Here is a 23,890-nt window from a genome sequence, read left to right as displayed (position 1 = left end):
AGAGCCCATTCAAGCAAATAGAATATGAGCGCTTCCTCCCTCTACATCGGCCTGATGTCCGGCACCAGCCTGGACGGCGTCGACGGCGTCCTGGCCGATTTTTCCGGCCGCGGCATCCGCACCCTGGACGCCGCCTTCACGCCCTTCCCTGCCGAACTGCGCACCGAGCTGATGGCCCTGCAGGCGGCCAGCGAGAACGAACTGGAGCGCGAAGCCCTGGCCGCGAACGCGCTGGCGCGCTGCTACGCCGATTGCGTGCAGCAACTTCTGGCCCGGGCGCCGGGTCCGGTACGCGCCGTCGCCGTACATGGCCAGACCATCCGCCACCGCCCGGAACTGGGTTTCACGCGCCAGACCAATAATCCGGCCCTGCTGGCGGAGTTGACCGGCGTCGACGTGATCGCCGATTTCCGCACGCGCGACATCGCCGCCGGCGGCCAGGGCGCGCCGCTGGTGCCGGCTTTTCATGAAGCCCGTTTCGGCAAGCCGAAGATGCTGAGGGTGGTGGTGAATATCGGCGGCATCGGCAATATCAGCGTGCTGCACGGCGACGGCCGCGTGAGCGGCTTCGACACCGGCCCCGGCAACGTGCTGATGGATCTGTGGGTTGCGCGCCACACCGGCAAGCCCTATGACGAGGATGGCGCCTTCGCGGCGGCCGGCAAGGTGGACGGAAAACTGCTGGAGATCCTGCTGGACGAGCCATATTTCCGCCAGCCGCCGCCCAAGAGCACGGGGCGCGACCTCTTCCATGCGGAATGGCTGGATGCGAAGCTGCTCCAGCGCCCCGGCCTGGCCCCGGCCGACGTCCAGGCAACCCTGACGCGCCTGACGGCGGTGACGATCGCGCAGGCGATCCAGGATGCGACCGCCGGCCGGCCGGCCCAGGCCGTCTACGTGTGCGGCGGCGGCGCCTATAACGGCGTGCTGCTGAAAGACATCGCAGAGGCCCTCGGCGGCGGGATTCCGGTGGCGTCCACCGAAGAACTCGGCGTGGCGCCGAACCGGGTCGAGGCGCTGGCCTTTGCCTGGCTGGGTTACCGCTTCACGAGGCGCCAGCCGGGCAACCTGCCGGCGGTGACCGGCGCGGCGGGCCTGCGCGTACTCGGCGCCTTGTATCCAGCCTGAGGAGCGTTCGATGACGCCCTATATTACCCGGCTGTCCACGCCTTCGATCGATACCTACCGCATGCTGCGCGTCGGCGCCGGCCTGAGCCCGAAGCTGGTGGAGGCGGCCGCGAAAGGCTTGCCGAACACGCTGTTCGCCGTGCAGATCCTGCATGAAGGCGCGCCGGTCGGCATGGGACGCGTGATCGGCGACGGCGGCTGCTTCTTCCAGGTTGTCGACATTGCCGTCCTGCCGGCACACCAGGGCCAGGGACTCGGCAAGACCATCATGCGCGAGATCATGGCCTATATCGAGCGCGAGGTGCCGGACAGCGGCTACGTCAGCCTGATCGCGGACGGCAAGGCGCATGCCCTGTACGCGCAGTTCGGTTTCGTGCCGACGGCGCCGGCATCGATCGGCATGGCTTACCGGCGCGCGCCGGCCTGACAATGAAATGGCCGCCGCGGCAATGCCGGGGCGGCCATTTGATGAATGCGAAGAACGATTACGCCGAGAACGACGAACCGCAGCCGCAGGTCGAGGTGGCGTTCGGGTTCTTGATGACGAACTGGGCGCCTTCGAGGTCGTCCTTGTAATCGATCTCGGCGCCGACCAGGTACTGGTAGCTCATCGAGTCGATCAGCAAGGTGACGCCGTTCTTTTCCATGGCGGTATCGTCGTCGTTCATGATCTCGTCGAAGGTGAAGCCGTACTGGAAGCCCGAGCAACCGCCGCCCTGCACGAACACGCGCAGTTTCAGGTCGGGATTGCCCTCTTCCTCGATCAGCTGGGCGACCTTCTGCGCGGCGCTATCGGTGAAGTTGATGGGCGACGGCATGGTGTCCTGCTCTTGCGAGCGATGCAATTCGGCGATTGCGGTCATGGATAAACTCCTGATTGAATTCGGATTTCGTCCATTATAGACGGTTGGCGCCAGTCATGCTGATGCCCCTTCCGCGGCGACGCCCAAATGAAACACCGGCTCGGCGGCCGGGATCGGCGCGGCTTCGTGGGTCAGCTTGCCCGTCACCAGGGCGCCGCCGTGCATTTCCAGCAGGCGGTAATGGACATCCCCATGTATGCGGCCTTTCGGCTGTAATTCAAGCAGTTCCGTCGACCTCACCGTCCCGGCGATATGGCCGTTGACAACCAGGTTGGCGCAGCGCACCTCGCCCTCGATGCGCGCGTGCTCGGAAACGATCAGGACGCTGTCGGCGGCGGCATCGCCGGCAATCACGTTGCCGTGCACCTCGCCGTCGATGCGCAGGCCGCCGGTGAATACCAGGTCACCTTCGATGCGTGCGGAAATGCCGATCAGGCTATCGATTTCGCTTTTTGCATTACGACCGAACATGGGACTCCCCTCGCGTTGTGATGCGTTGCCAAGCAAGCTAGTGCAAAGATCAATTTACCGTGCTCAACATCACCTGCCTTGATCTGCATCTTGTCGGCAACCCTTGCGAGGGGAGACGCGCTTTCCTTACGGCAGCAGCGCGATCTGCTGCAGACCCATGTTTTCCGGCACGCCGAACATCAGGTTCATGCACTGCACGGCCTGGCCGGCGGCGCCCTTGACCAGGTTGTCCTGCACCACCAGGATCACCACGGTGTCGCCGCCGTCCGGACGGTGCAGCGCGATGCGCAGCATGTTCGAGCCGCGGGTCGAGCGGGTTTCCGGGTGCGAGCCGAAGGGCATCACATCGACGAATTCGGCGTCGCGGTAGGCGTCCTCGAACAGGGCCTGCAGGGCGGCGTTGTCGATCTCCTTCGTCAGGCGCGCGTACAGGGTCGAGTGCATGCCGCGGATCATCGGCACCAGGTGGGGCGTGAAGATCAGGCCGACTTTCTGGTCGGTATAGCGCTGCAGCTGGGCCGAGGTTTCCGGGGTGTGGCGGTGGCCGGCCACGCCGTAGGCCTTGAAGTTGTCGCTGGCTTCCGAGAACAGGGTGCCGATCTCGGCCTTGCGGCCGGCGCCGGACACGCCCGACTTGCTGTCGGCGATCAGGTTGCCGGCGTCGATCAGGCCGGCCTTCAGCAGCGGGTAGAAGCCCAGCTGCATGGTGGTCGGGTAGCAGCCCGGGTTGGCGATCAGGCGGGCCTTCTTGATGTCTTCGCGGTTCAGCTCCGGCAGGCCATACACCGCTTCCTCGATCAGCTCGGGCGCCGTGTGCTCCATCTTGTACCACTTCTCGAAGGCGGCGCGGTCCTTCAGGCGGAAGTCGGCGGCCAGGTCGATGACTTTCACGCCGGCGGCCAGCAGCGCCGGGGCCTGGGCCATGGCGACACCGTGCGGGGTGGCGAAGAACACCACGTCGCACTGGGTCAGGTCGGCCTTGTCCGGGCTCGAGAAGGCCAGGTCGACGTGGCCGCGCAGCGACGGGAACATGTCTGCCACCGGCAGGCCGTCTTCCTTGCGCGAGGTGATGGCGGTCAGCTGCACCTCGGGATGGGCCGACAACAGGCGCAGCAACTCCACGCCCGTGTAACCGGTACCGCCAACGATGCCAACTTTGATCATGTTCTTTCCTTCGTAAAGATAAATAAGGCCCAGCGAGGACGAGGCTGCAATTTTAGCAGCGTCACCGAAAATTCGGGGTCAGAGCACTTTTTCGCATGCTGAAAAAGTGCTCTGACCCCGAATTACTGACCCGAGTTATTGGAAAACAAAAAAGCCGCCGGCTTTGCAGCGGGCGGCTTTCTGTCTGGCAGCAGCGCAGAGCGCTGCAGATCCAATTAACGCTTCGAGAATTGCTTTGCGCGACGTGCTTTGCGCAGACCAACTTTCTTACGCTCGACTTCACGGGCGTCACGGGTGACGAAACCGGCACGTGCCAGGTCAGGCTTCAGGCCTGCATCGTAGTCGATCAGTGCACGGGTGATGCCGTGGCGCACTGCACCTGCCTGGCCGGACTCGCCGCCGCCATGCACGTTGACCTTGATGTCGAAACGCTCGACGTTGCCGGTCAGTTCCAGCGGCTGACGGATGACCATCAGGCCAGTTTCGCGCGAGAAGTACTCGGCGGCCGGTTTGCCGTTCACGATGATCTGGCCGGTGCCAGCCTTGATGAACACGCGGGCGACTGCACTCTTGCGACGGCCGGTGCCGTAATTGTAGTTACCGATCATGTCAGTTCCTTAGAAATCGAGTGCTTGCGGTTGCTGGGCTGCGTGCGGGTGGGTAGCTTCCGCATAGACCTTCAGCTTCTTGATCATGGCGTAGCCCAGCGGGCCCTTCGGCAGCATGCCTTTGACAGCCTTTTCCAGGGCGCGGCCCGGGAAGCGCTGTTGCATTTTCAGGAAGTTGGTTTCGTAGATACCGCCCGGGTAGCCCGAGTGACGGTAGTAGGTCTTCTGGGTGGCCTTGGTGCCGGTCACGCGCAGTTTGCCTGCGTTGACGACGACGATAAAGTCACCGGTGTCGACGTGCGGAGTAAATTCCGGCTTGTGTTTGCCGCGCAGTCGGCGTGCCACTTCGCTGGCAACACGTCCGAGGACTTTGTCCGTCGCGTCAATCACGTACCAATCGCGCTGGACTTCATGGCCCTTAGCGGAAAAAGTTTTCATGTTGACTTCCTATATCTAGGTGTAAATGCTCAAATGGTGGTTCCGCTCGTCGATGCTGCCAACTGCGGACTCTGCCTTATTGTCTTTTCCTGAGCAAATGGAAAGCCCACGATCATAGCTGATCGGGGGCTCCCCAGTCAAGCCAGCCTTGACGCATACCCCACACTCCGCATGGTGATCCAGCACAAAGAAGGTTAATGCGTATATGCAACTATTTGTTGACCCACAAAAGAATAGCAATTTACTATGGGTGACATCGTAGAGGAGACTCCGTGAACACCCGTCCGATCCTGCCTGCCCTGTTCGCCCTGCTGTACTCGGCGTCGGCGCTCGCCGCGCTACCCGCCGCATCCGCCAGCGCGTCCGCCGTCACCGCCGCCAAGCCGGCTGCCCACAGCTGCCACCTGCCCGGCGCCGAGGAAACGCTGCGCTGCCTGTCCATTCCCGTCCCGCTCGACTATGCCGCGCCCGCGGCCGCCGGCCTGAAGCTGCACGTGACCGTGGCCCCGGCCTTCCGCGAGCCGGCGCGCCCCGATCCGCTGTTCGTGCTGGCCGGCGGTCCCGGCCAGGCCGGCAGCGACGTGCTGCCCCTGCTGTCGGCCGCATTCAAGCGCGTGCGCGCCACCCGCGACATCGTCTTCATCGACCAGCGCGGCACCGGCCTGTCCGGCAAGCTCGATTGCGAGACCCCGCCCAACGAAGAGATGCTGAGCGACGCCGAGATCGAAGCCGGGCTGCGCCGCTGCATCGGCACCAAGCCGGCGCCCTTCGCCGCCTACACCACGGCCGCCGCCGCGCGCGACATCGAGCAGGTCCGCCGCGCCCTCGGCTACGGCAAGATCAACGTCTGGGGCGGCTCTTACGGCACCCGCCTCGGCCAGGCCTATGCGCGCGCCTTCCCGGACAGCGTGCGTTCGCTGGTGCTGGACGGCGTCGCCGCGCCGGACCAGGTGATTCCGGCCGGCGGCCGCGACGGCCAGGCCGCGCTCGACAAGCTGTTCGCGCAATGCCGGGCCGACGCCGCCTGCAACAAGGCCTACCCCAAGCTGCGCGCCGAGTTCGACACCCTGGCCGCGCGCGCCGAGGCCGGCCTCAAGCTGTCGGTCGCCGATCCGCGCACGGCCCAGCAGGTGACGTTCACGATGACCGGTCCGCGCTTCCTCGGCACCGTGCACAACATCCTGTACTCGCCGGCCGACGCGCGTCGCCTGCCCTTCCTGCTGCACAGCGCCTGGCAGGGCCGCTGGGAGCCCTTCATCGCGCGCCACAACATCGCCGGCGACTTCGCCAGCGATGCCTCGACCGCGACCCTGCTCTACCTGTCGGTGGTCTGCGCCGAGGACGTTCCGCGCATGACGCCGGCGCTGCTGAAGGACGACGCGGCGCTGCTCACGCGCCCGCTGGCCGACCGCATTCCCGGCCTGTGCCGGCTGATGTCGGTGCCGGCGGTGCCGTATGCCGAGCCGTCGACGATCCAGGCGCCGGCGCTGCTGCTGTCCGGCGCCCTCGATCCGGTGACGCCGCCGCGCCGCGCCGAAAGCGCCGCGCGCCACATGCGCAATGCCCAGCAGCTGGTGGTGGCGAATGCCGGCCACGGCGTCTCGCAGCTCGGCTGCGCGCCGCGCCTGCTGCGCGAATTCCTCGACCGCCCGGCCAGCCCGCTCGACGCCAAGTGCCTGTCCGAGATCCCGGCCCCGACCTTCCAGCTCGGCAGCGCCGGGCCGCAACCCTGATCCCCAGTCCGCCATGATAGAAGTCCAGGAAGTACGCAAACAGTTCGGCTCCGTGCACGCCCTCGGCGGCGTCAGCTTCACCGCACGCGACGGCCAGATCACCGCCCTGCTCGGCCCCAACGGCGCCGGCAAGACCACCCTCCTGCGCACCCTGGTCGGGCTGCTCAGGCGCGACCACGGCAGCATCGCGATCGACGGCGTCGACCCGGAAAAGGATCCGCTGGCGGTACGCCGCAACATCGGTTTCCTGACCGACCAGTTCGGACTCTACGAGCGCCTCAGCACGCGCGAATACCTGCGGTACTTCGGTGAACTGAACGGCATGGCCGGCCCCTCGCTGCAGGAGCGCATCGACGAAGTGTGCGGGCTGCTGCAGATGGACGACATCCTGGAGCGCCGCGCCAAGGGCTTCTCGCAGGGCCAGCGCATCAAGGTGGCGCTGGCGCGCACGCTGCTGCACCGCCCGCGCCACCTGCTGCTGGACGAACCGAGCCGCGGCCTGGACGTGATGAGCACGCGCGCCCTGCGCACCGCCTTGTCAAGCCTGCGCGCCGAGGGCTGCTGCGTGATCATGGCCACCCACGTGATGCAGGAAGTGACCCACCTGTGCGACGACGTGATCGTCATCGCCAAGGGCCATACGGTGGCCCAGGGCTCGCCCGAGGACCTGTGCCGGCGTACCGGCATCGCCAACCTGGAAGACGCCTTCGTCAGCCTGGTCGGCACCGAAGAAGGGATCGCCGCATGAAACCGAAATTCCTGATCGTCTTCCTGAAAGAGCTGCGCGAAGCCCTGCGCGACCGCCGCACGCTCGCCCTGCTGGCGCTGTTCACCCTGATGTATCCGATCATGATCGGCTACGTGGTCAACCAGACCATCAAGCGCGCCACCAAGCCGGAGCGCGACGGCGTCGAGATCGCGGTCATCGGCGGCGCCCAGGCGCCCACGCTGATGGCTCAGCTCAAGCAGCGCAACATCACCGCCAGGGAACTCGGCCCGCTCGACGAGCCGGCGATCACCGAAGCGCTGCAGGCGCGCAAATACGCCGTGGTGCTGCGCCTGTCCGACAAGTTCACCGAGAACTATGCGGCGATGCGCCCGGCGCGCGTCGAGCTGTGGTACGACTCGGCCGACGAAAACGGGCCGCGCCGCCGCGAAGTCGAGAGCGTGCTGGAAGCCTACAACGCCAACGTCGCCGGCGCGCGCCTGCTCGCCCACGGGGTGTCGCCGGCGACGCTGGCGCCAGTCCAGGTCCAGCGCTTCGATACCGCCACCAATGCTTCGCGTTCGGCGGGCCTGATCGGCGGCATCCTGGGCATCCTGTTCGTGCCGGCTTTCATCTGCGGCATGTCGACCGCCGTCGACAGCACCGCCGGCGAGCGCGAGCGCCGCTCGATGGAAGTGCTGATGGCGCAGCCGGCCAAGGCCTGGGAACTGGTGGTCGGCAAATGGCTGACTTCCGGCAGCCTGGCCATCATCGGCGTCACGCTCGAACTGGTGCTGGCGCACGCCATCCTGTCCTGGCTGCCGCTGGAAGAGATCGGCATGTCGTGGAGCATGGGCTGGGGCGAGCTGATACTGATCTGCATCGTCAGCGTGCCGCTGTGCCTGTTCGCCGCCGGGCTGCAGGTGGCGCTGGCCATGAACGCCAAATCCTTCAAGGAAGCGCAGAGCGTGCTGAGTTTCGTGATGATCGTGCCGATGCTGCCGGCCTTCATCGTGCCGATGATGGAGCTGAAGACCGCTGACTGGATGTATATGGTGCCGGTGCTGTCGAACCAGACCCTGCTGCGCGAAATGAGCAAGGGCGGCGACATCGGCGCCCTGCCCGTCCTGATGACCTTTGCCTGTTCGGCGCTGGCGGCGCTTGTGGCCGTCGGCTTCGCCAGCTGGCGCATGAAGAGCGAACGCTACGTGCTCTCCGTGTAAGCCTTAGAATAGACGCCCTGAATCACGCAAGGGAGAATGCAATGGAAGTCAAAGTCAGCTGGAACGGCCCGTCGGGGATGAGCTTCCGGGCCGAAACCGGCTCGGGCCACATGGTCAGCATGGACGGCGCGCCGGAAGGCGGCGGCCACAACCTGGCGCCGCGCCCGATGGAGATGGTGCTGCTCGGTACCGGCGGCTGCACCGCCTATGACGTGGTGCTGATCCTGAAGCGCGGCCGCGAGGACGTGCGCGGCTGCGACGTCACGCTGAAGGCCGAACGCGCGGACGCCGATCCGAAGGTGTTCACGAAGATCCACTTCCATTTCATCGTCAGCGGCCGCAACCTGAAGCCGGCGGCGGTGGAGCGGGCCGTCAACCTGTCGCACGACAAGTACTGCTCGGCTTCGATCATGCTTGCCAAGACGGCCGAGATCACGCACTCGTTCGAGATCGTCGAGGCGTAAGCACGTGGGCACGGGGTGCCCACGCGGACATCCAATCAAATGTAATACGCGGTGGTGGTCATGACCTTGGCCATCGCCCGCATCGCCATGCGCACCGGCAGCGGCATCTCGGCCGCGCCCATCGCCTGGGCCTTGGCGCCGTGCTCGATCTCGTCGACGCGCATCTGGTCGACGATGGCGCGCGACTTGCCGTCCTGCGGCGGCAGTTTGTCCAGGTGGCTGTTCAGGTGGGCCTCGACCTGGCGTTCGGTCTCGACCACGAAGCCCAGGCTGTGGGCGTCGCCCATGCGCGCCGCCACCGTCCCCAGCGCATAGGCGCCGGCATACCACAAGGGATTCAGGAGGCTCGGTTGGGAACCCAGTTCGGCCAGGCGTTCGGCCGTCCAGGCCAGGTGGTCTTCTTCCTCGCGGCCGGCCTGCTGGAACTGGGTGCGCATCGCCGGGCTGCCGGCATGGCGCGACTGCGAGTCGTACAGGGCCTGGGCGCAGACTTCGCCGACGTGGTTCACGCGCATCAGGCCGGCGCTGTGGCGCGCCTCCTGGGCATTCAGTTCGCAGTCCTGGGCCAGGGTGCCGGGATTCGGACGCGAGGCCTTGGCCACGCCGCCGACCACGCGCAGCGCGCGGTCGAAGCCCGAGATCAGGTTGTCGAGAGGATTGATGGAGCGGGACAGGTTATCCATGGCTTGCATGTTCAATACGCTTGAAAGCGCCATTATATCCCTCGGCCGCTTTTCCCCCATCCGGCAGGGAATGGAAGTTGTCAAACTGGACAGAAATTTTTCACTGCCGTATGCTGAGACGCAGTTTCCGCTGCACCCTGGTCGCGCATTTTTGCATTCCGGGACGGTGAAACTGCCGTGTGTCGCATGGACGCTGCCCCTGGCGCTCATTTTTAATACAATGCAATAGTCATCAAAATACGCAGATTCTCACTATGGAATTAGAAATCCGCAACCTGTCCAAGACCTACGCCAACGGCGTGGTGGCGCTGGACGGGGTCACGCTGAGCATCCCGCCCGGGATGTTCGGCCTGCTCGGGCCGAACGGCGCCGGCAAATCGACCCTGATGCGGATCCTGGCCACCCTGCAGGAATGCGATTCCGGCTCGGTGTTCCTGGACGATATCGACCTGCTCGACGAAAAGGACGAGGTGCGCCGCCTGCTCGGCTACCTGCCGCAGGATTTCGGCGTCTATCCGAAAGTGACCGCTTACGAACTGCTCGACCATTTCGCCCAGCTGAAAGGCCTGGCGAACCGCGCCCGCCGGCGCGAAGTGGTCGACGGCCTGCTGCAGCAGACCAATCTGTTCGAGGTGCGCGACCAGCGCCTCGGCACCTTCTCGGGCGGCATGAAGCAGCGCTTCGGCATCGCCCAGGCCCTGCTGGGCGACCCGCAGCTGATCATCGTCGACGAGCCGACCGCCGGCCTCGACCCGCAGGAGCGGGTGCGCTTCCATAACCTGCTGTCCGACATCGGCCAGGACAAGACCGTGATCCTGTCCACCCACATCGTGTCCGACGTCGCCGACCTGTGCGCCAACATGGCGATCATCAACAAGGGCCACGTGCTGCTGTGCGGCGAGCCCGCCAGGCTGATCGAGGGCATCGAAGGCAGGATCTGGGCGCGTTTCGTCAGCAAGCCCGAGCTGCTCGCCTTCCAGAAGCGCCATACGGTGATCTCGACCCGCCTGCTGAGCGGACGCCCGATGATCCACGTGTATGCCGAGCGCTATCCGGGCGACGATTTCGAACCCGTCCACCCCACCCTCGAAGACGTCTACTTCGCCACCATTGCCGGCCGCCACAATGCGGCGGCGGGAAACTGCTGAGTTCATGCGCGCGCTCTACGCCATTGCGCTGTTCGAGGCCCGGCAGCGCCTGAAGCTCCTCTCGACCTGGGTCTATTTCGCCTCCTTCCTGGCGCTGGCGATGCTGTGGGTGGCCGCGTCCGGCGGCGCCTTCAAGGACTTCACGGTCTCCTTCGGCGGCCGGGTGCTGGTCAACGGTCCGCGCCAGGTGGCGCTGTCCGTGGCCCTGCTGGGCTGCTTCGGCATCGTGGTGGCGGCCGCCATGCTGGGCCGCTCGGTGCAGCAGGACTTCGAATACGAGACCCACCACTTCTTCTTCAGCGCGCCGATCCCGAAGTCCGCCTACGTGTTCGGGCGTTTCCTCGGCGCCCTGGCCACGATGGCCGTGGTGTATTCCTCGATCGTGCTGGGCAACCTGCTGGGGACCCTGCTGCCGGGCGTCGACCCGTCGCGGGTCGGGCCATTCTCGGCGCTGGCCTACCTGGCGCCCTACTTCCTGACCCTGCTGCCCAACCTGTTCATCTTCGGCGCCATCTTCTTCGTGCTGGCGGCGCTGACGCGGCGCATGCTGCCGGTGTACGTGGCCGGCGTGGTGATGATGATCGGCTACCTGGTGGCGCCCTCGCTGGCGCGCGACCTCGACTACAAGACCCTGGCGGCCCTGATCGACCCCTTCGGAACCACCGCCCTGATCCGCCTGACCGAATACTGGACCATCGCCGAGCGCAACACGCGCATGGTCCCGTTCGAAGGCGTCTACCTGGCGAACCGCCTGATCTGGTCGGCCTTCTCGCTGGTCGTGCTGCTGCTCGGCTACTGGCGCTTCAGCTTCGTCTCCAGCCCGCCGGCCCGGCGCGCGGCCGCGCGCGGCGAAGGCGAGACCGCGGCGGCCACGCCCCAGCCGGCCGCCAGCACGCGCGAGGCGCCCGACTTCGCCGCCCGCAACCTGGGCCTGCTGCTGCTGAAATCGACCTGGCTCAACCTGCGCGAGTCGGTCAAGAACGTCTACTTTGCCGTGATCGCGCTGGCCGGCGTGCTGGTGCTGGTGGTCAGCTCGCTCGACCTGGGCACCATCTACGGCACCACCACCTATCCGGTCACCTACATGGTGCTGGACCTGATCCGCGACGTGTTCGCGGTGTTCCTGCTGATCGTCACCACTTTCTATGCCGGTGAGATGGTCTGGCGCGAACGCGAATCGCGCATGGCCCAGATGCTGGACGCGATGCCGGTGCCGAGCTGGCTGCCGCTGGCGGCCAAGACCCTGGCCCTGGTCGGCCTGCAGGCCGTGCTGCTGCTGGTGGCGATGGTGTGCGGGATGCTGATCCAGCTGTTCCGCGGCTACGTGGCGCTGGAGCCGGGCCTCTACCTGTTCACCCTGTTCGTCGTGCTGCTGCCCAAGTACGCGCTGGTGGCGGTGCTGGCGGTCGCGGTCCAGGCCATCCTCAACCACAAATACCTCGGCTACTTCGTGCTGGTGCTGTACTACGTGGCCAGCATCACCCTGTCCACCCTGGGCCTGGACCACCCGATGCTGCTGTACGGGGCGCTGCCGGACGTGACCTATTCGGCGATGAACGGCTTCGGCCACCACCTGGCGCTGCAGCGCGCGCTGCTGGTGTACTGGGGCGGCGCCGCGCTGGTGCTGCTGGCGGCCGCGCTGGTGCTGTGGCCGCGCGGCGTGACCGACCGCTTCCACGACCGCCTGCAGCTGGCGCGCCAGCGCCTGAGCCCGGGCGTGCTGGGCGCCTTCGGCCTGGGCGCCCTGCTGTTCCTGGGGTCCGGCGCGCTGCTCTGGTACAACCTGGAACACGTGGGCGCCTACCAATCCGCCTGGACCAAAGACCGCCTGCGCGCCGAGTACGAACTGCGCTACCACCGCTACGCGAAACTCGCGCAGCCGCGCATCACCGACGTCGACCTGCAGGTCGACATCATGCCGGCCACCCGCACCCTGAAGGTGAAGGGCGCCTACCAGCTGGAGAACCGCAGCGGCGCACCGATCTCGGAACTGGTCCTGACCCAGCAGCCCGGCCCGGTGCTGCGTCCGCGCTTCTCGCAGCCGGTACGCCTGCTGTCGGCCGACGCCAAGCGCGGCTTCTACCGCTACACCCTGGCCACGCCGCTGGCGGCCGGCGCGCGCATCGCCCTCGAATTCGAACTGGAGGATGCGCCGGGCGGCGTGCTGGGCCTGGGCCGCGACACGGCGGTGGTAGGCAACGGCACCTTCTTCAGCAACGCGCTCCTGCCCCACGTCGGCTACCAGCACAACGTCGAACTGCAGGACGACCGCGACCGCAAGCGCCACGGCCTGGCGCCGAAGGAGCGCATGGCGGCGCGCGAGGACCAAAGCGCGCGCGCCAGCAACTACCTCGGCGGCGACGCCGACTGGATCCGCTTCGACGCCGTGGTCTCCACCTCGCTCGACCAGATCGCGGTGGCGCCGGGCACCCTGGACAGCGAGTGGATGGCCAAGGGCCGCCACTACTTCCACTACCGGATGGACAAGCCGATCCTGAACTTCTATACCTTCCAGTCGGCGCGCTACGAAGTGCGGCACGACCGCTGGCAGGATGTGACGATCGACGTCTACTACCAGCCCGGCCACGACTTCAACGTCGACCGCATGATCAGCGGCGCCAAGGCCGCCCTCGAATACGGCACGAAGCACTTCGGCCCCTACCAGTTCCGCGAGCTGCGCATCGCAGAGTTCCCGCGCTATGCCTCGTATGCCCAGGCGGCGCCGGGCGCCATCGCATTCTCGGAGAGCGCCGGCTTCATCGCCAAGGTCGATCCGGAGTCGCGCAAGGACATCGACTACCCGTATTACGTGACCGCCCACGAAGTCGGCCACCAGTGGTGGGCGCACCAGCTGATCGGCGCCGACACCCGCGGCGCCACCGTGCTGTCGGAGAGCCTGGCCGAATACACGGCGCTGATGACGATGCGGCGCAGCTTCGGCTCCAGCAAGATGCGGCGCTTCCTGCGCTACGACCTCGAGGAATACCTGATGGGCCGGGCGACGGAACGCAAGCGCGAACTGCCGCTGGCGCAGAACGAGGACCAGCCCTACATCCACTACCGCAAGGGCAGCCTGGCGATGTACCTGCTGCAGGACCTGGTGGGCGAGGAAACCGTGAACGGCGTGCTGCGCCAGCTGCTGGCCGAATACGCCTTCCGCGGGGCACCCTACCCGACCGTCACCACCCTGATCGAGAGGCTGCGCGCGGTGACGCCGGCGGACAAGGCCTACCTGATCGACGACCTGTTCGAGTCCATCGTGCTGTACGGGAACCGCGCCGACAGCGCCAGCGCGCGCCGCCGCAAGGATGGCAAATACGAGGTGACGATCCGCGCCACCGCCGGCAAGGTGAGCGCCGGCGAACTGGGCGAGGAACGCGAGGTGCCGCTCAAGGACTGGATCGAATTCGGCGTCGACGACGAAAACGGCAACCCGCTGGCACGCGAGCGCCGCCTGGTCGAGCGCCGCCAGCAGACCGTCGTGCTGGTGGTCGACGGCCGCCCGGCAAGGGCCGGCATCGACCCCGATAACAAGCTGATCGACAGGAAACCAACGGATAATATGGTCCCTGTCGACACGCAATAAACTTCACGTTATTATCTGGTCACAATTTCCTGTTAGGAGTATGAGGATGTCTATCGTCGCCGAACTGGCCGCACAGATCCAGCAGCTTTCCCCAGCGGAAAAGCGCGAGCTGCTGCAGTTGCTGCTGACCGACAGCGACGAGGCGGAACAGGACGCCGACGAAGCCTGGCGCGCCGAGATCGTGCGCCGCGTGAAGGCGATCCGTAACGGCGAGGCGGCGATCCGCGCGCTGAAGGAAGACTGGCGGGAGTAATCCGCCGCTGCCGCGGCTTGTGGCAGACCTTGAAACAACCGCGAAGCGATTCGCGGTTTTTTTATGCCCGGGTATCGGTCCTGCGCGCGAACCAGGCCGCCAGCACGGAACCGGAGAGGTTGTGCCAGACGCTGAACAGCGCACTCGGCACCGCCGCCAGGGGACTGAAGTGCGCGGCCGCCAGGGCGGCGCCGAGTCCGGAATTCTGCATGCCCGTCTCCAGCATGACCGCCTTGCGCTTCGCGAGGTCCATGCCGAACATCCTGGCGAACAGGTAGCCGAGCGCGAAACCCAGCAGATTGTGCAGGACCACGGCGACCAGGATCAGCAGGCTGCCGGTCGCGAGCTTGGGTTGATTCAGGGCAACGACGATGGCGACGATCACCACGATGGCCGCCGTGGACACCAGCGGCAGGACCTTGACGCTGGCCGCCGCCTGCCGGCGGAACAGGGTCTTGGCGACGATCCCCAGCAGGATGGGGACGATGACCACCTGCACGATATCCAGGAACAGGGACTGCGTGTTAATGCTCATCCATTTGCCGGCCAGCAGGGACACCAGGGCCGGCGTGGCGAGCGGCGCGACCAGGGTCGACACCGAGGCGATCGACACCCCGAGCGCAACATCGCCCTTCGCCAGGAAGGTCATCACGTTGGAGGCCGTGCCACTGGGACAGCAGCCGACCAGGATCACGCCGACGGCGATGTCCGGCGGCAGGCGCAGCGCCACCGCCAGCACGTAAGCGATGCCGGGCATGATGAGGTAGTGGCCGACGACGCCGATCGCGACGTCCTTCGGCCGGCGGAAGACTTCCCGGAAATCCGCCGCCGACAGGGTCAGCCCCATGCCGAACATGACGATGCCGAGCAGGGGCGTGATCCAGATCTTGTGGCCCGTGAACAACTGGGGCGCGAAAAAGCCGAAGCAGGCGAACAGGAGGACCCAGGCCGAAAATGTTCTGCCTACAAAACTGCTGACTTTTTCCAGTGCCTTCACGCGTGTTCGCTTTCCGATGACGAATCCTGGAAGAGCGTAACACGCCTCCATCGGTAATGCTTATAGGCACTGTCGATTTATCGGCTCAGCTTCTGAATTGGCGCAGAAGCTTTCCCAGCCATCGCCGGGCGTGACGGCCGGGCCGGACATTGCGGAAAAGATTCCATACATGGCGCGAACAGCAAAAAAACGCGGGCCAAAGCCCGCGTTCCTTTATGGGAAACAGCTGGTCTTATTCGCCAACCGCCTTCTTTGCCGCCGTGGCACGCTTGGCCGCCGGCTTCTTGGCTGCCACTGCCTTGGCGGCAGGCTTTTTGGCGGCAACCGTCTTGGCCGCCGTCTTCCTGGCGGCGGTCTTGGCTGCCGTCTTGGCCACTACCGCCGTGCCGCCCTCGTCTCCGCCCTCGTCGGCACCCGCAGCCTTGCCCTTGGCGCCCGGCTTGGCCTTGCGCTCCTCGAATTCGAAGCTGATCTTGCCGTCCTTGCCGCGCACCAGGAAAGCTTTGAATGGGCGGCGGGTGCGCTGCGAGATGAAGCCCGGCAGCAGGTCGGTCTTGCCTTCGTTCAGCAGCTTGGCCATCTGCTCCGGCAGGATCTCCTGCTGCAGGATGATGCGGCTGCTGCGGAAGTCGCAAGTCTTGGGCTTGGCCACCTGGTGTTCGCACACATAGGCCAGGCCCATCTCGTAGACGCCGCCATTGCATTTCGGGCAGGGGCCGAGCGGGGTCTGGCCGGTGAAGTCGACGCCTTCGCCCTCCTCGCCCTCTTGCTGGTCCTGGCCGAAGTCGAACTCCAGCTTGTAGTTGTGGATGTCCTCGTCGCGCACGATGCGCAGGATGGCGGCGAAGGGACGGCCCATCTTCGAGCGGAAGCCCTGCAGCGGGCCGATGGTGCGGTTCTTCAGCAGTTCCTCGACTTCCTCGATCTCGAACTGGCGGCCGCCCGGCACCTTGCTCATCGAGAAATCACACTTGGTGCAGGCGAAGCGGCGATAGTTTTCCTTGACCACGCCGGCGCAATTCGGGCACGGCGTCTTGAGGGTCGCGTACTCGCCCGGGATGGTGTCGTTGTCGTATTCCTTGGCGCGCTTGACGATGATCTGGGTCATCTGTGCGATCTCGCGCATGAACTCTTCACGCGAGATCTGGCCCTTCTCCATCTGCGACAGCTTGTATTCCCATTCGCCGGTCAGTTCCGGCGCGGTCAGCTCGTTCACGCCCAGGCCGCGCAGCAGGGTCATCAGCTGGAAGGCCTTGGCGGTCGGGATCAGGTCGCGGCCCTCGCGCAGCAGGTATTTCTCTGTCAGCAAGCCTTCGATGATGGCCGCGCGGGTCGCCGGCGTGCCCAGGCCCTTGCCGGCCATGGCGTCGCGCAGCTCGTCGGAATCGACCAGCTTGCCCGCGCCTTCCATCGCCGACAGCAGGGTCGCTTCGTTGTAGCGTGCGGGCGGCTTGGTCACCAGGCCGTTCGGCGTGACCTTGTCGGCCAGCACCTTCTCGCCCTTGGCGACCGGCACCAGGCTGGCGCCGTCCTTGTCGTCGCCGGCGGCTTCCTTGCCGTACACGGCCAGCCAGCCGGGGTTGGTCATGACCTTGCCCTCGGTCTTGAACTGGTGGCCCGAGACTTCGGTATAGCGGGTCGTGACCAGGAACTCGGCGGCCGGGAAGAACACGGCCATGAAGCGGCGCGTGACCAGGTCGTAGAGCTTCTGTTCCGGCTCGGACAGGTTCTTCGGCACCACGCCGGTCGGGATGATCGCGAAGTGGTCCGAGATCTTGCTGTTGTCGAAGATGCGCTTGTTCGGCTTGACCCAGCCTTTATCCAGGATCTGCTTGGCGAACTGGTGGTAGTTCGGGTTTTCCTTCAGCACGCCCAGGGTGTCCTTGACCGTGCCGATGTAGTCTTCCGGCAGCGCGCGCGAATCGGTACGCGGATAGGTCAGCACCTTGTGCTTCTCGTACAGCGCCTGGGCCAGGCCCAGGGTGTTCTTGGCCGAGAAGCCGAAGCGGCCGTTGGCTTCGCGCTGCAGCGAGGTCAGGTCGAACAGGGCCGGCGCCATCGAGGTGGTCGGCTTCGATTCCTCGGTGACGATGCCCTGCTTGCCATGGCAGGCGACGACGATGGATTCGGCGGCGGCCTTGCTCCACAGGCGCTCGGCGCGCTTTTCCGGATCGTTCTCGTCCTTCTTGAAATTCGTGTCCAGCCAGCGCCCTTCGTAGACGCCGGCGGCGCAGACGAACTCGGCGCGCACTTCCCAGTAATCGCGCGGCACGAACTTGCGGATCTTCTCTTCGCGCTCGACCACGATCGACAGGGTCGGGGTCTGCACACGGCCCACGGTGGTCAGGAAGAACCCGCCCTCCTTCGAGTTGAAGGCGGTCATGGCGCGGGTGCCGTTGATGCCGATCAGCCAGTCCGCTTCCGAGCGGCAGCGCGCGGCGTCGGCCAGCGGCAGCATCTCTTCATCGCTGCGCAGGTGGGCGAAGCCGTCGCGGATCGCGTTCGGCGTCATCGACTGCAGCCACAGGCGCTTGACCGACTGCTTGGCCTTGGCGTTCTGGGCGATCAGGCGGAAGATCAGTTCACCTTCGCGGCCCGCGTCGCATGCGTTGATCAGGGTCGTGACATCCTTGCGCTTGATCAGCTTGTTCAGCACCTTGAGGCGCGATTCGGTCTTGGCGATCGGGTTCAGCGCGAAGTACGGCGGGATCATCGGCAGGTGGGTGAAGCTCCACTTGCCGCGCTTGACGTCGTACTCCTCCGGCACCGCGATCTCGAGCAGGTGGCCCACCGCGGACGACAGGACGTATTCGTCGGATTCGAAATACTCATCGTGCTTGGTGAAGCCGCCGAGCGCCTTGGCGATGTCGTTCGCCACGGAGGGCTTCTCGGCAATGATGAGGGCTTTGGTCATATGGTTTCTCTATATTCGGTGGTCGCGGCACGCGCATCATACATGACGGCGGCCGCACGGATCAGGATCGCATCCCCTGGAGTCCCGTCCGTTGATAGCTTATTGGTAACAATTAACAAGTGGCCGCAAATGATAAGCGGGTTGACGCGCACTCCGCAAGTAGACTCTGCCTCCCGTCTGCTGAGCGAAAATACGCCTCATCTTGCCTTATTGCAAGAAAAAACGGGGCCGCAGCCCCGTTTTCGTCATGACGATTGTGAAATATCAGTGTAGCAAGCGCGGTTCGGCGTCTTCGTCTTCGTCGGCCCCGAACAGGTCATCGAACATGAGCGCGTCCGGCTCCTTGCCCTGGCTCCACAGCAGCATCAGGACGATGATCTTCAGCTTGCCCAGCGTGACCGGCGATTCGTCCAGCGCCAGCGCGCGTTCGATGACGATCTCGCGCTGCAAGGCGGTAAGCAGGCCGGCCAGCTCGAGGAACTGGATGAAGCCGACGGCAGCGCTGCCGAGGGCATCGACTTCTTGCGAAATATAGAAACGGGTACCGCTGGATTCAAGGGCCGGATTGGTGGTGCCAGCCATTTCGGTGAGACCGTTCAGCCAGTCCAGCGCTTCGGAAATCTCGACATCGTCGAAACCGACGGCGGACAGCTTGCGCGCCAAAGCGGCCGGCTCGGGGCAGGCATCGGGACGGTAATACGTCTCGTAGAGGTAGACTAGAATGTCGAACATGGTGACGCTACTGTAGCAGCTAAGTTCGCCCCGGCACAAGTGCGTCACAAGGTCCACTGCCGTCCAGAAACATCACCGTTGTTTATCGGCCTTATCCGCTTCTCTACTTACTTCACCACTCTTTGCACCCTGCCACCTGGCTGGCGTTCGACCATTCCGGCGAGCTCGAGCGCAAGCAATTGGCTGCTCAATAATGCGGGGCCGATGCCCAGCGATGCCAGCAAAATATCGGGCTCGACCGGGTCATGGCCGAGCGCGGCCAGCAGGGCGTCGCTGCCGGCCGGCGCGGCGTCCCGCGCATCGCAGCGGGCGGCGCAACGGGCCGCCTCCGGCGACGCCCTGCGCGCCAGCGGCGACATCGCCATCGCCTCCAGCACGTCGGCCGCGGTGTCGACCAGCTTGGCGCCTTCGCGGATCAGCATATGACAGCCCTTGGCCAGCGCGGCATGGATCGAACCCGGGATCGCGAACACCTCCCTGCCCTGCTCGGCCGCCTGGCGCGCCGTGATCAGCGAACCGGACTGCGCCGCCGCCTCGACCACCAGCACCCCGGCCGCCAGCCCGCTGATGATCCGGTTGCGCTTCGGGAAATTGCCTGGCAATGGAGGCGTGCCGACCGGATATTCGCTGACGATGCAGCCTTCCACGCCGATGCGCTCGCACAGGGCGCGGTTGCGCGCCGGATAGACCAGGTCCGGTCCGGTGCCGATCACGGCGACGGTCGAGGCGGGCCCCGTCAGCGCGCCCTCGTGGGCGGCGGCGTCGATCCCCAGCGCCAGGCCGGAGACGATGCACAGGCCGGCACCGGACAGGCTCGCGGCAAAGGCCTGCGCGTTCGCCTTGCCCTGGGCGCTGGCGTTGCGGCTGCCGACCACCGCCAGCATGGGCGATGCCAGCAATTCCACACGTCCTTTTATATAGAGCAGCAAGGGCGGATCGGGAATCTCGGCCAGCAGTTCCGGATAGCCTGGCTCGCCCAGCGCCAGCACCCGGTGGCCGGGCCGCTCGCGCCAGCGCAGCGTGGCCTCGACCAGGCGCTCGAGCTCGGCCGGGGCGGGCGCCAGCAGCGCCCTTGCCTGGGCCGGGCTCACATGCGCCGCCAAGGCCGCCTGGCCGGCGCCGAACACGGCGTCGATGCTGCCGAAGGCCTCGATCAGCTTGATGCCGGTACGCGGGCCGATGCCGCTCGCCCGCTCCAGGCGCAGCCAGGCCGCCAGCCTTGCGTCGCTCATGGGCGGCGCCAGAAACGCGACGGCCGCTGGATCGTCTGCAGCGGCCGTCTTGTGCGAGGGGTGGAAGTCCGTGTCCTGCACGGCGGGATTACTCCGGTGATTTCGCCACGTCGCCTATTTCCACCGGCAACGTCACTTGCATGACCAGTCCATACGAGACATGGCCGAACACCCGGAAAATGAACAGTTCGCCATACTGCTCGTCCGGCATCCTCAAGCTCGACTTGCCGAAGCCGAGGAAGCCTTTGCTGCCGCCCGGGTCCTGGATCGTCTTCCCGAGATGATAGAGCTGCAGCACGGAGCCGACATCGAGTCCGTCAAGCGCGCCCCGGTTGACAGTCACGACCTGGTTCTGCGACGCGTAATTCGATTCGCTGGCCATCGACATGATGCGCGCCGTGACCGGCCGCTCCGGCGCGTGCGGCACGTAGTTGCGCATCGGGACGGCCGGGGTCGGCAGCAGGCGGTCGCCGACGCCCATTTCCTGCACCGAACTGGTGACCGTGAAGCTGTGCACGTCCACGCCCGGCCCGGCTTCCTTCACCAGCCTGGCCGAGCCGACATAGGCGGCTTCGTGGGCGACGACCTTGCCGGTATCGGGGTCGATCAGTTCCTTGCCGGGACGGAAGACCTGGAAATTGGCGGCGCCGTTCAGGGGGCCGCGCACATAGACGCGGTCGCCTTCGGCCAGGTAGACCCGGGTTTCCGGGGTCGCGGCGATGCGCGGCGCGGCATCCAGCTCGCGCGGCTCGACCACCAGCGGCTGGGTCAGGAAGGGCTCGATCGCGCTCGAGGGAATCGAGGAGATGGCGTCGCGCTCCATTTCCTCGGTGCGGATCTGCGGCGACAGTTTCGTCACCGGCGGCAGGCCGGCTTCGGCGCCGGCGCCGCCCGCGCCCGGCTTGCTGAGCGTCAGGCGGCCGTGGGCGCGGTCGAAATAGATGATCTGGCCGGGGTAGATCCAGTGCGGGTTGCGGATCTCGTCGCGGTTCATGCCCCAGACCTGGGGCCAGCACCAGGGATGCTCGAGAAACTTGCCAGAAATATCCCAAAGCGTATCGCGCTTGACGACCACGTGCTGGTCGGGCGCGTTCGGGCGGAAGCTGCAGTGGGGGCCGGCGGCGGGAGCGGCCAGGGCCGGGATGGCCAGAACGGCAGATGCAAGAGCGGCGGCGGCGCTGCGGACCGTGAGCGATCGGACGACGCCTGTGCTAAAATTTTTCATCAAAGAGTCCGTAAAGTGCGGCTAAAACACAGATAAGTTCCTGGCAATCGACTCGCTGACCGCACGCCGGATCAAAGCTTGTTGTACCGAAGGGTTGCCGAACTGAATCAAATTCTGCCCACAAATCCCTGAACTAGCAAGACAACCGCGTCCTGCCACAGGCGCGGCGTGTTGCTTTTGTGTCTGTGCGGAAACAATTGTACAGGCTTGAACGGGCGTGACGGACACCCCATCTACGCATTACGACAGAATAAACAGAGTAAATAGAGAGCCATGGCCTTACTGAACATCCTTCGCTATCCCGACCCGCGCCTGCACAAAGTGGCCAACCCGGTCACCGAATTCGACGAGCGCCTGCACAAGCTGGTCGAGGACATGGCCGAGACCATGTATGACGCCCCCGGCGTGGGCCTGGCTGCGACCCAGGTCGACGTGCACGAGCGCGTGATCGTGATCGACGTCACCGAAACCCACGACCAGCTGCTGGTATTCGTCAACCCGGAAATCACCTGGTCGAGCCCGGAAAAGCAGGTCTACGACGAAGGCTGCCTGTCGGTGCCCGGCGTCTACGACGGCGTCGAGCGTCCGGCGCGCGTGAAGGTCAAGGCCGTCGACCAGCACAACAAGCCTTTCGAGATGGAATGCGACGGCCTGCTGGCGGTATGCATCCAGCACGAGATGGACCACCTGATGGGCAAGGTCTTCGTCGAATACCTGTCGCCGCTCAAGCGCAACCGCATCAAGACCAAGCTGCTCAAGGAAGAGCGCGCCCACCAGAACAGCGGTCCGAAGGCCGCCGGCCGCCGTTGATCGCGGCTCGCATGAAGGTCGTCTTCGCCGGCACGCCGGAGTTTGCCGCTTGTGCCCTGCGCGCCCTGATCGACGCCGGTTTCGAGATTCCCCTGGTGCTGACCCAGCCGGACCGTCCGGCCGGGCGCGGCATGCAGCTGCAAGCCTCCGCCGTCAAGCAGGTCGCGCTGGCCCATGGCATCGAGGTGCTGCAGCCGCTGTCGCTGCGCATGGATGCCAGGGATGCCCAGCGCGCCGAGGAGGCGAAAGCCGCCCACGAACGCCTGCTGGCCACCAGCTATGACGTGATGGTGGTCGCGGCCTATGGCCTGATCCTGCCGCGCTCCACCCTCGACATCAAGCCCTGCATCAATATCCACGGCTCCCTGCTGCCGCGCTGGCGCGGGGCGGCACCGATTCACCGCGCGATCGAATCCGGCGATGCCGAGACCGGCGTCACCATCATGGAAATGGAAGAAGGCCTGGATACCGGCCCGATGCTGTCGATGGAGCGCCTGCCCATCCTCGACACCGACACTACCGGCAGCCTGCACGACAAGCTGGCCGCGATGGGCGGCCGCATGATCGTCGAGGCCTTGCACAAGATGGCGGAAGGCGGCCTGGCCGCCGTGCCGCAGCCGGAACAAGGCGTGACCTACGCCGCCAAGATCAGCAAGGAAGAAGCGAAGCTGGACCTGCAGCGCCCCGCTGCCGAACTGGCGCGCAAGGTGCGGGCTTTCAATCCCTTCCCGGGTGCGCATGCGCAGGCGGGTGGCGTGACCATCAAGATCTGGAATGCGCAGGCGGTCGACGGCAAAGGCCGGCCCGGCCAGGTGCTGGCGGCGGATGCCCAGGGAATCGTGGTGGCTTGCGGGGAAGGCGCGCTGCGCCTGACGGAACTGCAGAAACCGGGCGGCAAGCGCCTGGCGGCGGGAGAGTTCCTGAAGGGATTTTCGTTCGACGGCGTGTCGTTCGAATAATTGCTACATAGGGTGGGCACTCCATGCCCACCTTTACACATTCACATCTTTCGTGGGCTTCGTGATCGATGCCCTGCATCAATCACACCCTGCATCTTAGTGCTGCTCTACCTGAGCACGCACGCGATTGGCTTCCATGTACTCGCGCAGGACCTGGTTGATGCGGGTCTGGTAGCCCGGGCCTGCCGATTTGAACCATTCCAGCATGTCGACGTCCAGGCGGATCGTCACAATCTGCTTCACGCCGCTGGCGGCGTTCTTGTTGGCGGTGCTTTCTTCAGTGCGGGTTGCCGGCTGGTCCCATTCAGGCACGTATTCTTTGTTCATTGCAATTCTTCCCATTGAGGCGGCGGACGACGGGTCCGCACATTCCGTTCGATTTGGACTAGGGGCCGCGCCAGCGGCGGCTCCATGGGAATTAATTGTCGTCCCTGTATGTATCCGGGAAATTGCTAATAAGCCTCATTTTGTATCGTACTGTAACAATGTGACTTCTGATACATAAGGTTACAAACGTCTTTACGCGGAGGCCTTCGGCAGCCTCCGCTTGACA

Annotated in this window: 23 protein-coding genes; 11 read left to right on the top strand and 12 right to left on the bottom strand. The window is 65.4% G+C overall.

Translation table 11 applies throughout. The annotated features are described in order from the left end of the window. Nucleotides 1–24 precede the first annotated feature (24 nt). Together AC1DOP_RS24430 and AC1DOP_RS24425 are read left to right on the top strand one after the other, a co-directional pair. Entirely contained in the window at nt 25–1,128 is a 1,104-nt protein-coding gene (locus AC1DOP_RS24430; protein ID WP_442124020.1) for an anhydro-N-acetylmuramic acid kinase, read from the top strand. 10 nt (nt 1,129–1,138) lie between these two features. Next, on the top strand, nt 1,139–1,555 hold the full coding sequence (locus AC1DOP_RS24425) for a GNAT family N-acetyltransferase (protein WP_442124021.1): 417 nt from the start codon (nt 1,139–1,141) through the stop codon (nt 1,553–1,555). Between the two features lie 58 nt (nt 1,556–1,613). Here the strand turns inward: AC1DOP_RS24425 and erpA are convergent, their stop codons facing one another. The 5 genes from erpA to rplM all read right to left on the bottom strand — a co-directional run bounded on the left by erpA (nt 1,614) and on the right by rplM (nt 4,672). Further along, on the bottom strand, nt 1,614–1,991 hold the full coding sequence (gene erpA, locus AC1DOP_RS24420) for an iron-sulfur cluster insertion protein ErpA (protein WP_442124022.1): 378 nt from the start codon (nt 1,989–1,991) through the stop codon (nt 1,614–1,616). Nucleotides 1,992–2,045: 54 nt separating this feature from the next. Next, nucleotides 2,046–2,462 (bottom strand): bactofilin family protein, encoded by a 417-nt coding sequence (locus AC1DOP_RS24415; RefSeq protein ID WP_442124023.1) that lies wholly within the window; start codon nt 2,460–2,462, stop codon nt 2,046–2,048. A gap of 126 nt (nt 2,463–2,588) precedes the next feature. Next, the gene (gene argC, locus AC1DOP_RS24410; protein ID WP_442124024.1) at nt 2,589–3,626 is read right to left on the bottom strand and encodes an N-acetyl-gamma-glutamyl-phosphate reductase; all 1,038 of its coding nucleotides are present in this window, start codon (nt 3,624–3,626) and stop codon (nt 2,589–2,591) included. Nucleotides 3,627–3,841: 215 nt separating this feature from the next. Next, nucleotides 3,842–4,234, bottom strand: coding sequence for a 30S ribosomal protein S9 (gene rpsI, locus AC1DOP_RS24405; protein WP_323143189.1), 393 nt, complete (start codon nt 4,232–4,234; stop codon nt 3,842–3,844). Between the two features lie 9 nt (nt 4,235–4,243). Then, nucleotides 4,244–4,672: a 50S ribosomal protein L13 gene (gene rplM, locus AC1DOP_RS24400; protein WP_435570927.1), complete on the bottom strand. Its 429-nt coding sequence runs from the start codon at nt 4,670–4,672 to the stop codon at nt 4,244–4,246. Between the two features lie 272 nt (nt 4,673–4,944). Here rplM and AC1DOP_RS24395 point away from each other — a divergent pair, with 272 nt between their 5' ends. The 4 genes from AC1DOP_RS24395 to AC1DOP_RS24380 are packed head-to-tail and all read left to right on the top strand — an operon-like array spanning nt 4,945 to nt 8,798. Further along, nucleotides 4,945–6,405, top strand: coding sequence for an alpha/beta fold hydrolase (locus AC1DOP_RS24395; RefSeq protein ID WP_477253854.1), 1,461 nt, complete (start codon nt 4,945–4,947; stop codon nt 6,403–6,405). Nucleotides 6,406–6,418: 13 nt separating this feature from the next. Next, on the top strand, nt 6,419–7,153 hold the full coding sequence (locus AC1DOP_RS24390) for an ABC transporter ATP-binding protein (RefSeq protein WP_477253852.1): 735 nt from the start codon (nt 6,419–6,421) through the stop codon (nt 7,151–7,153). After that, complete coding sequence (locus AC1DOP_RS24385; protein ID WP_442124027.1) at nt 7,150–8,334, top strand: ABC transporter permease; 1,185 nt, start codon at nt 7,150–7,152, stop codon at nt 8,332–8,334. Before AC1DOP_RS24390 ends, AC1DOP_RS24385 begins: the two co-directional genes overlap by 4 nt. Before the next feature lie 41 nt (nt 8,335–8,375). Then, nucleotides 8,376–8,798, top strand: a complete 423-nt coding sequence (locus AC1DOP_RS24380) for an OsmC family protein (RefSeq protein WP_442124028.1) — start codon at nt 8,376–8,378, stop codon at nt 8,796–8,798. A gap of 35 nt (nt 8,799–8,833) precedes the next feature. On the opposite strand, the gene coq7 is transcribed toward AC1DOP_RS24380, so the two are convergent. Then, on the bottom strand, nt 8,834–9,481 hold the full coding sequence (gene coq7, locus AC1DOP_RS24375) for a 2-polyprenyl-3-methyl-6-methoxy-1,4-benzoquinone monooxygenase (protein ID WP_442124029.1): 648 nt from the start codon (nt 9,479–9,481) through the stop codon (nt 8,834–8,836). A gap of 254 nt (nt 9,482–9,735) precedes the next feature. On the opposite strand from coq7, the gene AC1DOP_RS24370 reads away from it, so the two are divergent. Genes AC1DOP_RS24370 through AC1DOP_RS24360 form a run of 3 tightly spaced genes read left to right on the top strand, consistent with a single transcriptional unit; the run spans nt 9,736 to nt 14,468 of the window. Beyond that, on the top strand, nt 9,736–10,629 hold the full coding sequence (locus AC1DOP_RS24370; protein WP_442124030.1) for an ABC transporter ATP-binding protein: 894 nt from the start codon (nt 9,736–9,738) through the stop codon (nt 10,627–10,629). A 4-nt stretch (nt 10,630–10,633) separates the two neighbouring features. Beyond that, nucleotides 10,634–14,215 carry an ABC transporter permease/M1 family aminopeptidase gene (locus tag AC1DOP_RS24365; RefSeq protein WP_477253849.1) on the top strand — a complete coding sequence of 1,194 codons (3,582 nt, stop codon included), beginning with the start codon at nt 10,634–10,636 and terminating at the stop codon, nt 14,213–14,215. 46 nt (nt 14,216–14,261) lie between these two features. Further along, a complete protein-coding gene (locus AC1DOP_RS24360) occupies nt 14,262–14,468 on the top strand; it encodes an addiction module protein (protein WP_442124032.1) in 207 nt (68 codons plus the stop codon). A gap of 61 nt (nt 14,469–14,529) precedes the next feature. Here AC1DOP_RS24360 and AC1DOP_RS24355 read toward each other — a convergent pair whose 3' ends face one another. The 5 genes from AC1DOP_RS24355 to AC1DOP_RS24335 form a co-directional block, all read right to left on the bottom strand. Further along, entirely contained in the window at nt 14,530–15,465 is a 936-nt protein-coding gene (locus AC1DOP_RS24355; RefSeq protein WP_477253847.1) for a bile acid:sodium symporter family protein, read from the bottom strand. Between the two features lie 232 nt (nt 15,466–15,697). After that, the gene (locus tag AC1DOP_RS24350; RefSeq protein ID WP_477253845.1) at nt 15,698–18,379 is read right to left on the bottom strand and encodes a DNA topoisomerase III; all 2,682 of its coding nucleotides are present in this window, start codon (nt 18,377–18,379) and stop codon (nt 15,698–15,700) included. Between the two features lie 264 nt (nt 18,380–18,643). Continuing rightward, nucleotides 18,644–19,111: a Smg family protein gene (locus AC1DOP_RS24345; RefSeq protein ID WP_477253843.1), complete on the bottom strand. Its 468-nt coding sequence runs from the start codon at nt 19,109–19,111 to the stop codon at nt 18,644–18,646. A 107-nt stretch (nt 19,112–19,218) separates the two neighbouring features. Next, complete coding sequence (dprA, locus tag AC1DOP_RS24340; RefSeq protein WP_477253841.1) at nt 19,219–20,343, bottom strand: DNA-processing protein DprA; 1,125 nt, start codon at nt 20,341–20,343, stop codon at nt 19,219–19,221. 88 nt (nt 20,344–20,431) lie between these two features. Further along, on the bottom strand, nt 20,432–21,568 hold the full coding sequence (locus AC1DOP_RS24335; protein WP_477253839.1) for a LysM peptidoglycan-binding domain-containing protein: 1,137 nt from the start codon (nt 21,566–21,568) through the stop codon (nt 20,432–20,434). A 273-nt stretch (nt 21,569–21,841) separates the two neighbouring features. On the opposite strand from AC1DOP_RS24335, the gene def reads away from it, so the two are divergent. Beyond that, a complete protein-coding gene (def, locus tag AC1DOP_RS24330) occupies nt 21,842–22,378 on the top strand; it encodes a peptide deformylase (RefSeq protein ID WP_477253837.1) in 537 nt (178 codons plus the stop codon). Nucleotides 22,379–22,389: 11 nt separating this feature from the next. Next, nucleotides 22,390–23,337: a methionyl-tRNA formyltransferase gene (gene fmt / locus AC1DOP_RS24325; protein WP_442124039.1), complete on the top strand. Its 948-nt coding sequence runs from the start codon at nt 22,390–22,392 to the stop codon at nt 23,335–23,337. 96 nt (nt 23,338–23,433) lie between these two features. Here fmt and AC1DOP_RS24320 read toward each other — a convergent pair whose 3' ends face one another. After that, nucleotides 23,434–23,664 (bottom strand): BrnA antitoxin family protein, encoded by a 231-nt coding sequence (locus AC1DOP_RS24320; RefSeq protein WP_442124040.1) that lies wholly within the window; start codon nt 23,662–23,664, stop codon nt 23,434–23,436. Between the last annotated feature and the right edge of the window lie 226 nt (nt 23,665–23,890).

The sequence above is a fragment of the Massilia sp. 01N410 genome (genome assembly GCF_056399665.1).
Note: the sequence above shows the minus strand (reverse complement) of the source record. Positions and strands in the feature narration are given on the sequence as shown.

Bases quoted from the DNA above. Each gene is read 5' to 3' on its own strand.
- AC1DOP_RS24430 (WP_442124020.1), top strand. From the start codon at position 25: ATGAGCGCTTCCTCCCTCTACATCGGCCTGATGTCCGGCACCAGCCTG.
- AC1DOP_RS24425 (WP_442124021.1), top strand. From the start codon at position 1,139: ATGACGCCCTATATTACCCGGCTGTCCACGCCTTCGATCGATACCTAC.
- erpA (WP_442124022.1), bottom strand. From the start codon at position 1,991: ATGACCGCAATCGCCGAATTGCATCGCTCGCAAGAGCAGGACACCATG.
- AC1DOP_RS24415 (WP_442124023.1), bottom strand. From the start codon at position 2,462: ATGTTCGGTCGTAATGCAAAAAGCGAAATCGATAGCCTGATCGGCATT.
- argC (WP_442124024.1), bottom strand. From the start codon at position 3,626: ATGATCAAAGTTGGCATCGTTGGCGGTACCGGTTACACGGGCGTGGAG.
- rpsI (WP_323143189.1), bottom strand. From the start codon at position 4,234: ATGATCGGTAACTACAATTACGGCACCGGCCGTCGCAAGAGTGCAGTC.
- rplM (WP_435570927.1), bottom strand. From the start codon at position 4,672: ATGAAAACTTTTTCCGCTAAGGGCCATGAAGTCCAGCGCGATTGGTAC.
- AC1DOP_RS24390 (WP_477253852.1), top strand. From the start codon at position 6,419: ATGATAGAAGTCCAGGAAGTACGCAAACAGTTCGGCTCCGTGCACGCC.
- AC1DOP_RS24385 (WP_442124027.1), top strand. From the start codon at position 7,150: ATGAAACCGAAATTCCTGATCGTCTTCCTGAAAGAGCTGCGCGAAGCC.
- AC1DOP_RS24380 (WP_442124028.1), top strand. From the start codon at position 8,376: ATGGAAGTCAAAGTCAGCTGGAACGGCCCGTCGGGGATGAGCTTCCGG.
- coq7 (WP_442124029.1), bottom strand. From the start codon at position 9,481: ATGGATAACCTGTCCCGCTCCATCAATCCTCTCGACAACCTGATCTCG.
- AC1DOP_RS24370 (WP_442124030.1), top strand. From the start codon at position 9,736: ATGGAATTAGAAATCCGCAACCTGTCCAAGACCTACGCCAACGGCGTG.
- AC1DOP_RS24365 (WP_477253849.1), top strand. From the start codon at position 10,634: ATGCGCGCGCTCTACGCCATTGCGCTGTTCGAGGCCCGGCAGCGCCTG.
- AC1DOP_RS24360 (WP_442124032.1), top strand. From the start codon at position 14,262: ATGTCTATCGTCGCCGAACTGGCCGCACAGATCCAGCAGCTTTCCCCA.
- AC1DOP_RS24350 (WP_477253845.1), bottom strand. From the start codon at position 18,379: ATGACCAAAGCCCTCATCATTGCCGAGAAGCCCTCCGTGGCGAACGAC.
- AC1DOP_RS24345 (WP_477253843.1), bottom strand. From the start codon at position 19,111: ATGTTCGACATTCTAGTCTACCTCTACGAGACGTATTACCGTCCCGAT.
- dprA (WP_477253841.1), bottom strand. From the start codon at position 20,343: ATGAGCGACGCAAGGCTGGCGGCCTGGCTGCGCCTGGAGCGGGCGAGC.
- AC1DOP_RS24335 (WP_477253839.1), bottom strand. From the start codon at position 21,568: ATGAAAAATTTTAGCACAGGCGTCGTCCGATCGCTCACGGTCCGCAGC.
- def (WP_477253837.1), top strand. From the start codon at position 21,842: ATGGCCTTACTGAACATCCTTCGCTATCCCGACCCGCGCCTGCACAAA.
- fmt (WP_442124039.1), top strand. From the start codon at position 22,390: ATGAAGGTCGTCTTCGCCGGCACGCCGGAGTTTGCCGCTTGTGCCCTG.
- AC1DOP_RS24320 (WP_442124040.1), bottom strand. From the start codon at position 23,664: ATGAACAAAGAATACGTGCCTGAATGGGACCAGCCGGCAACCCGCACT.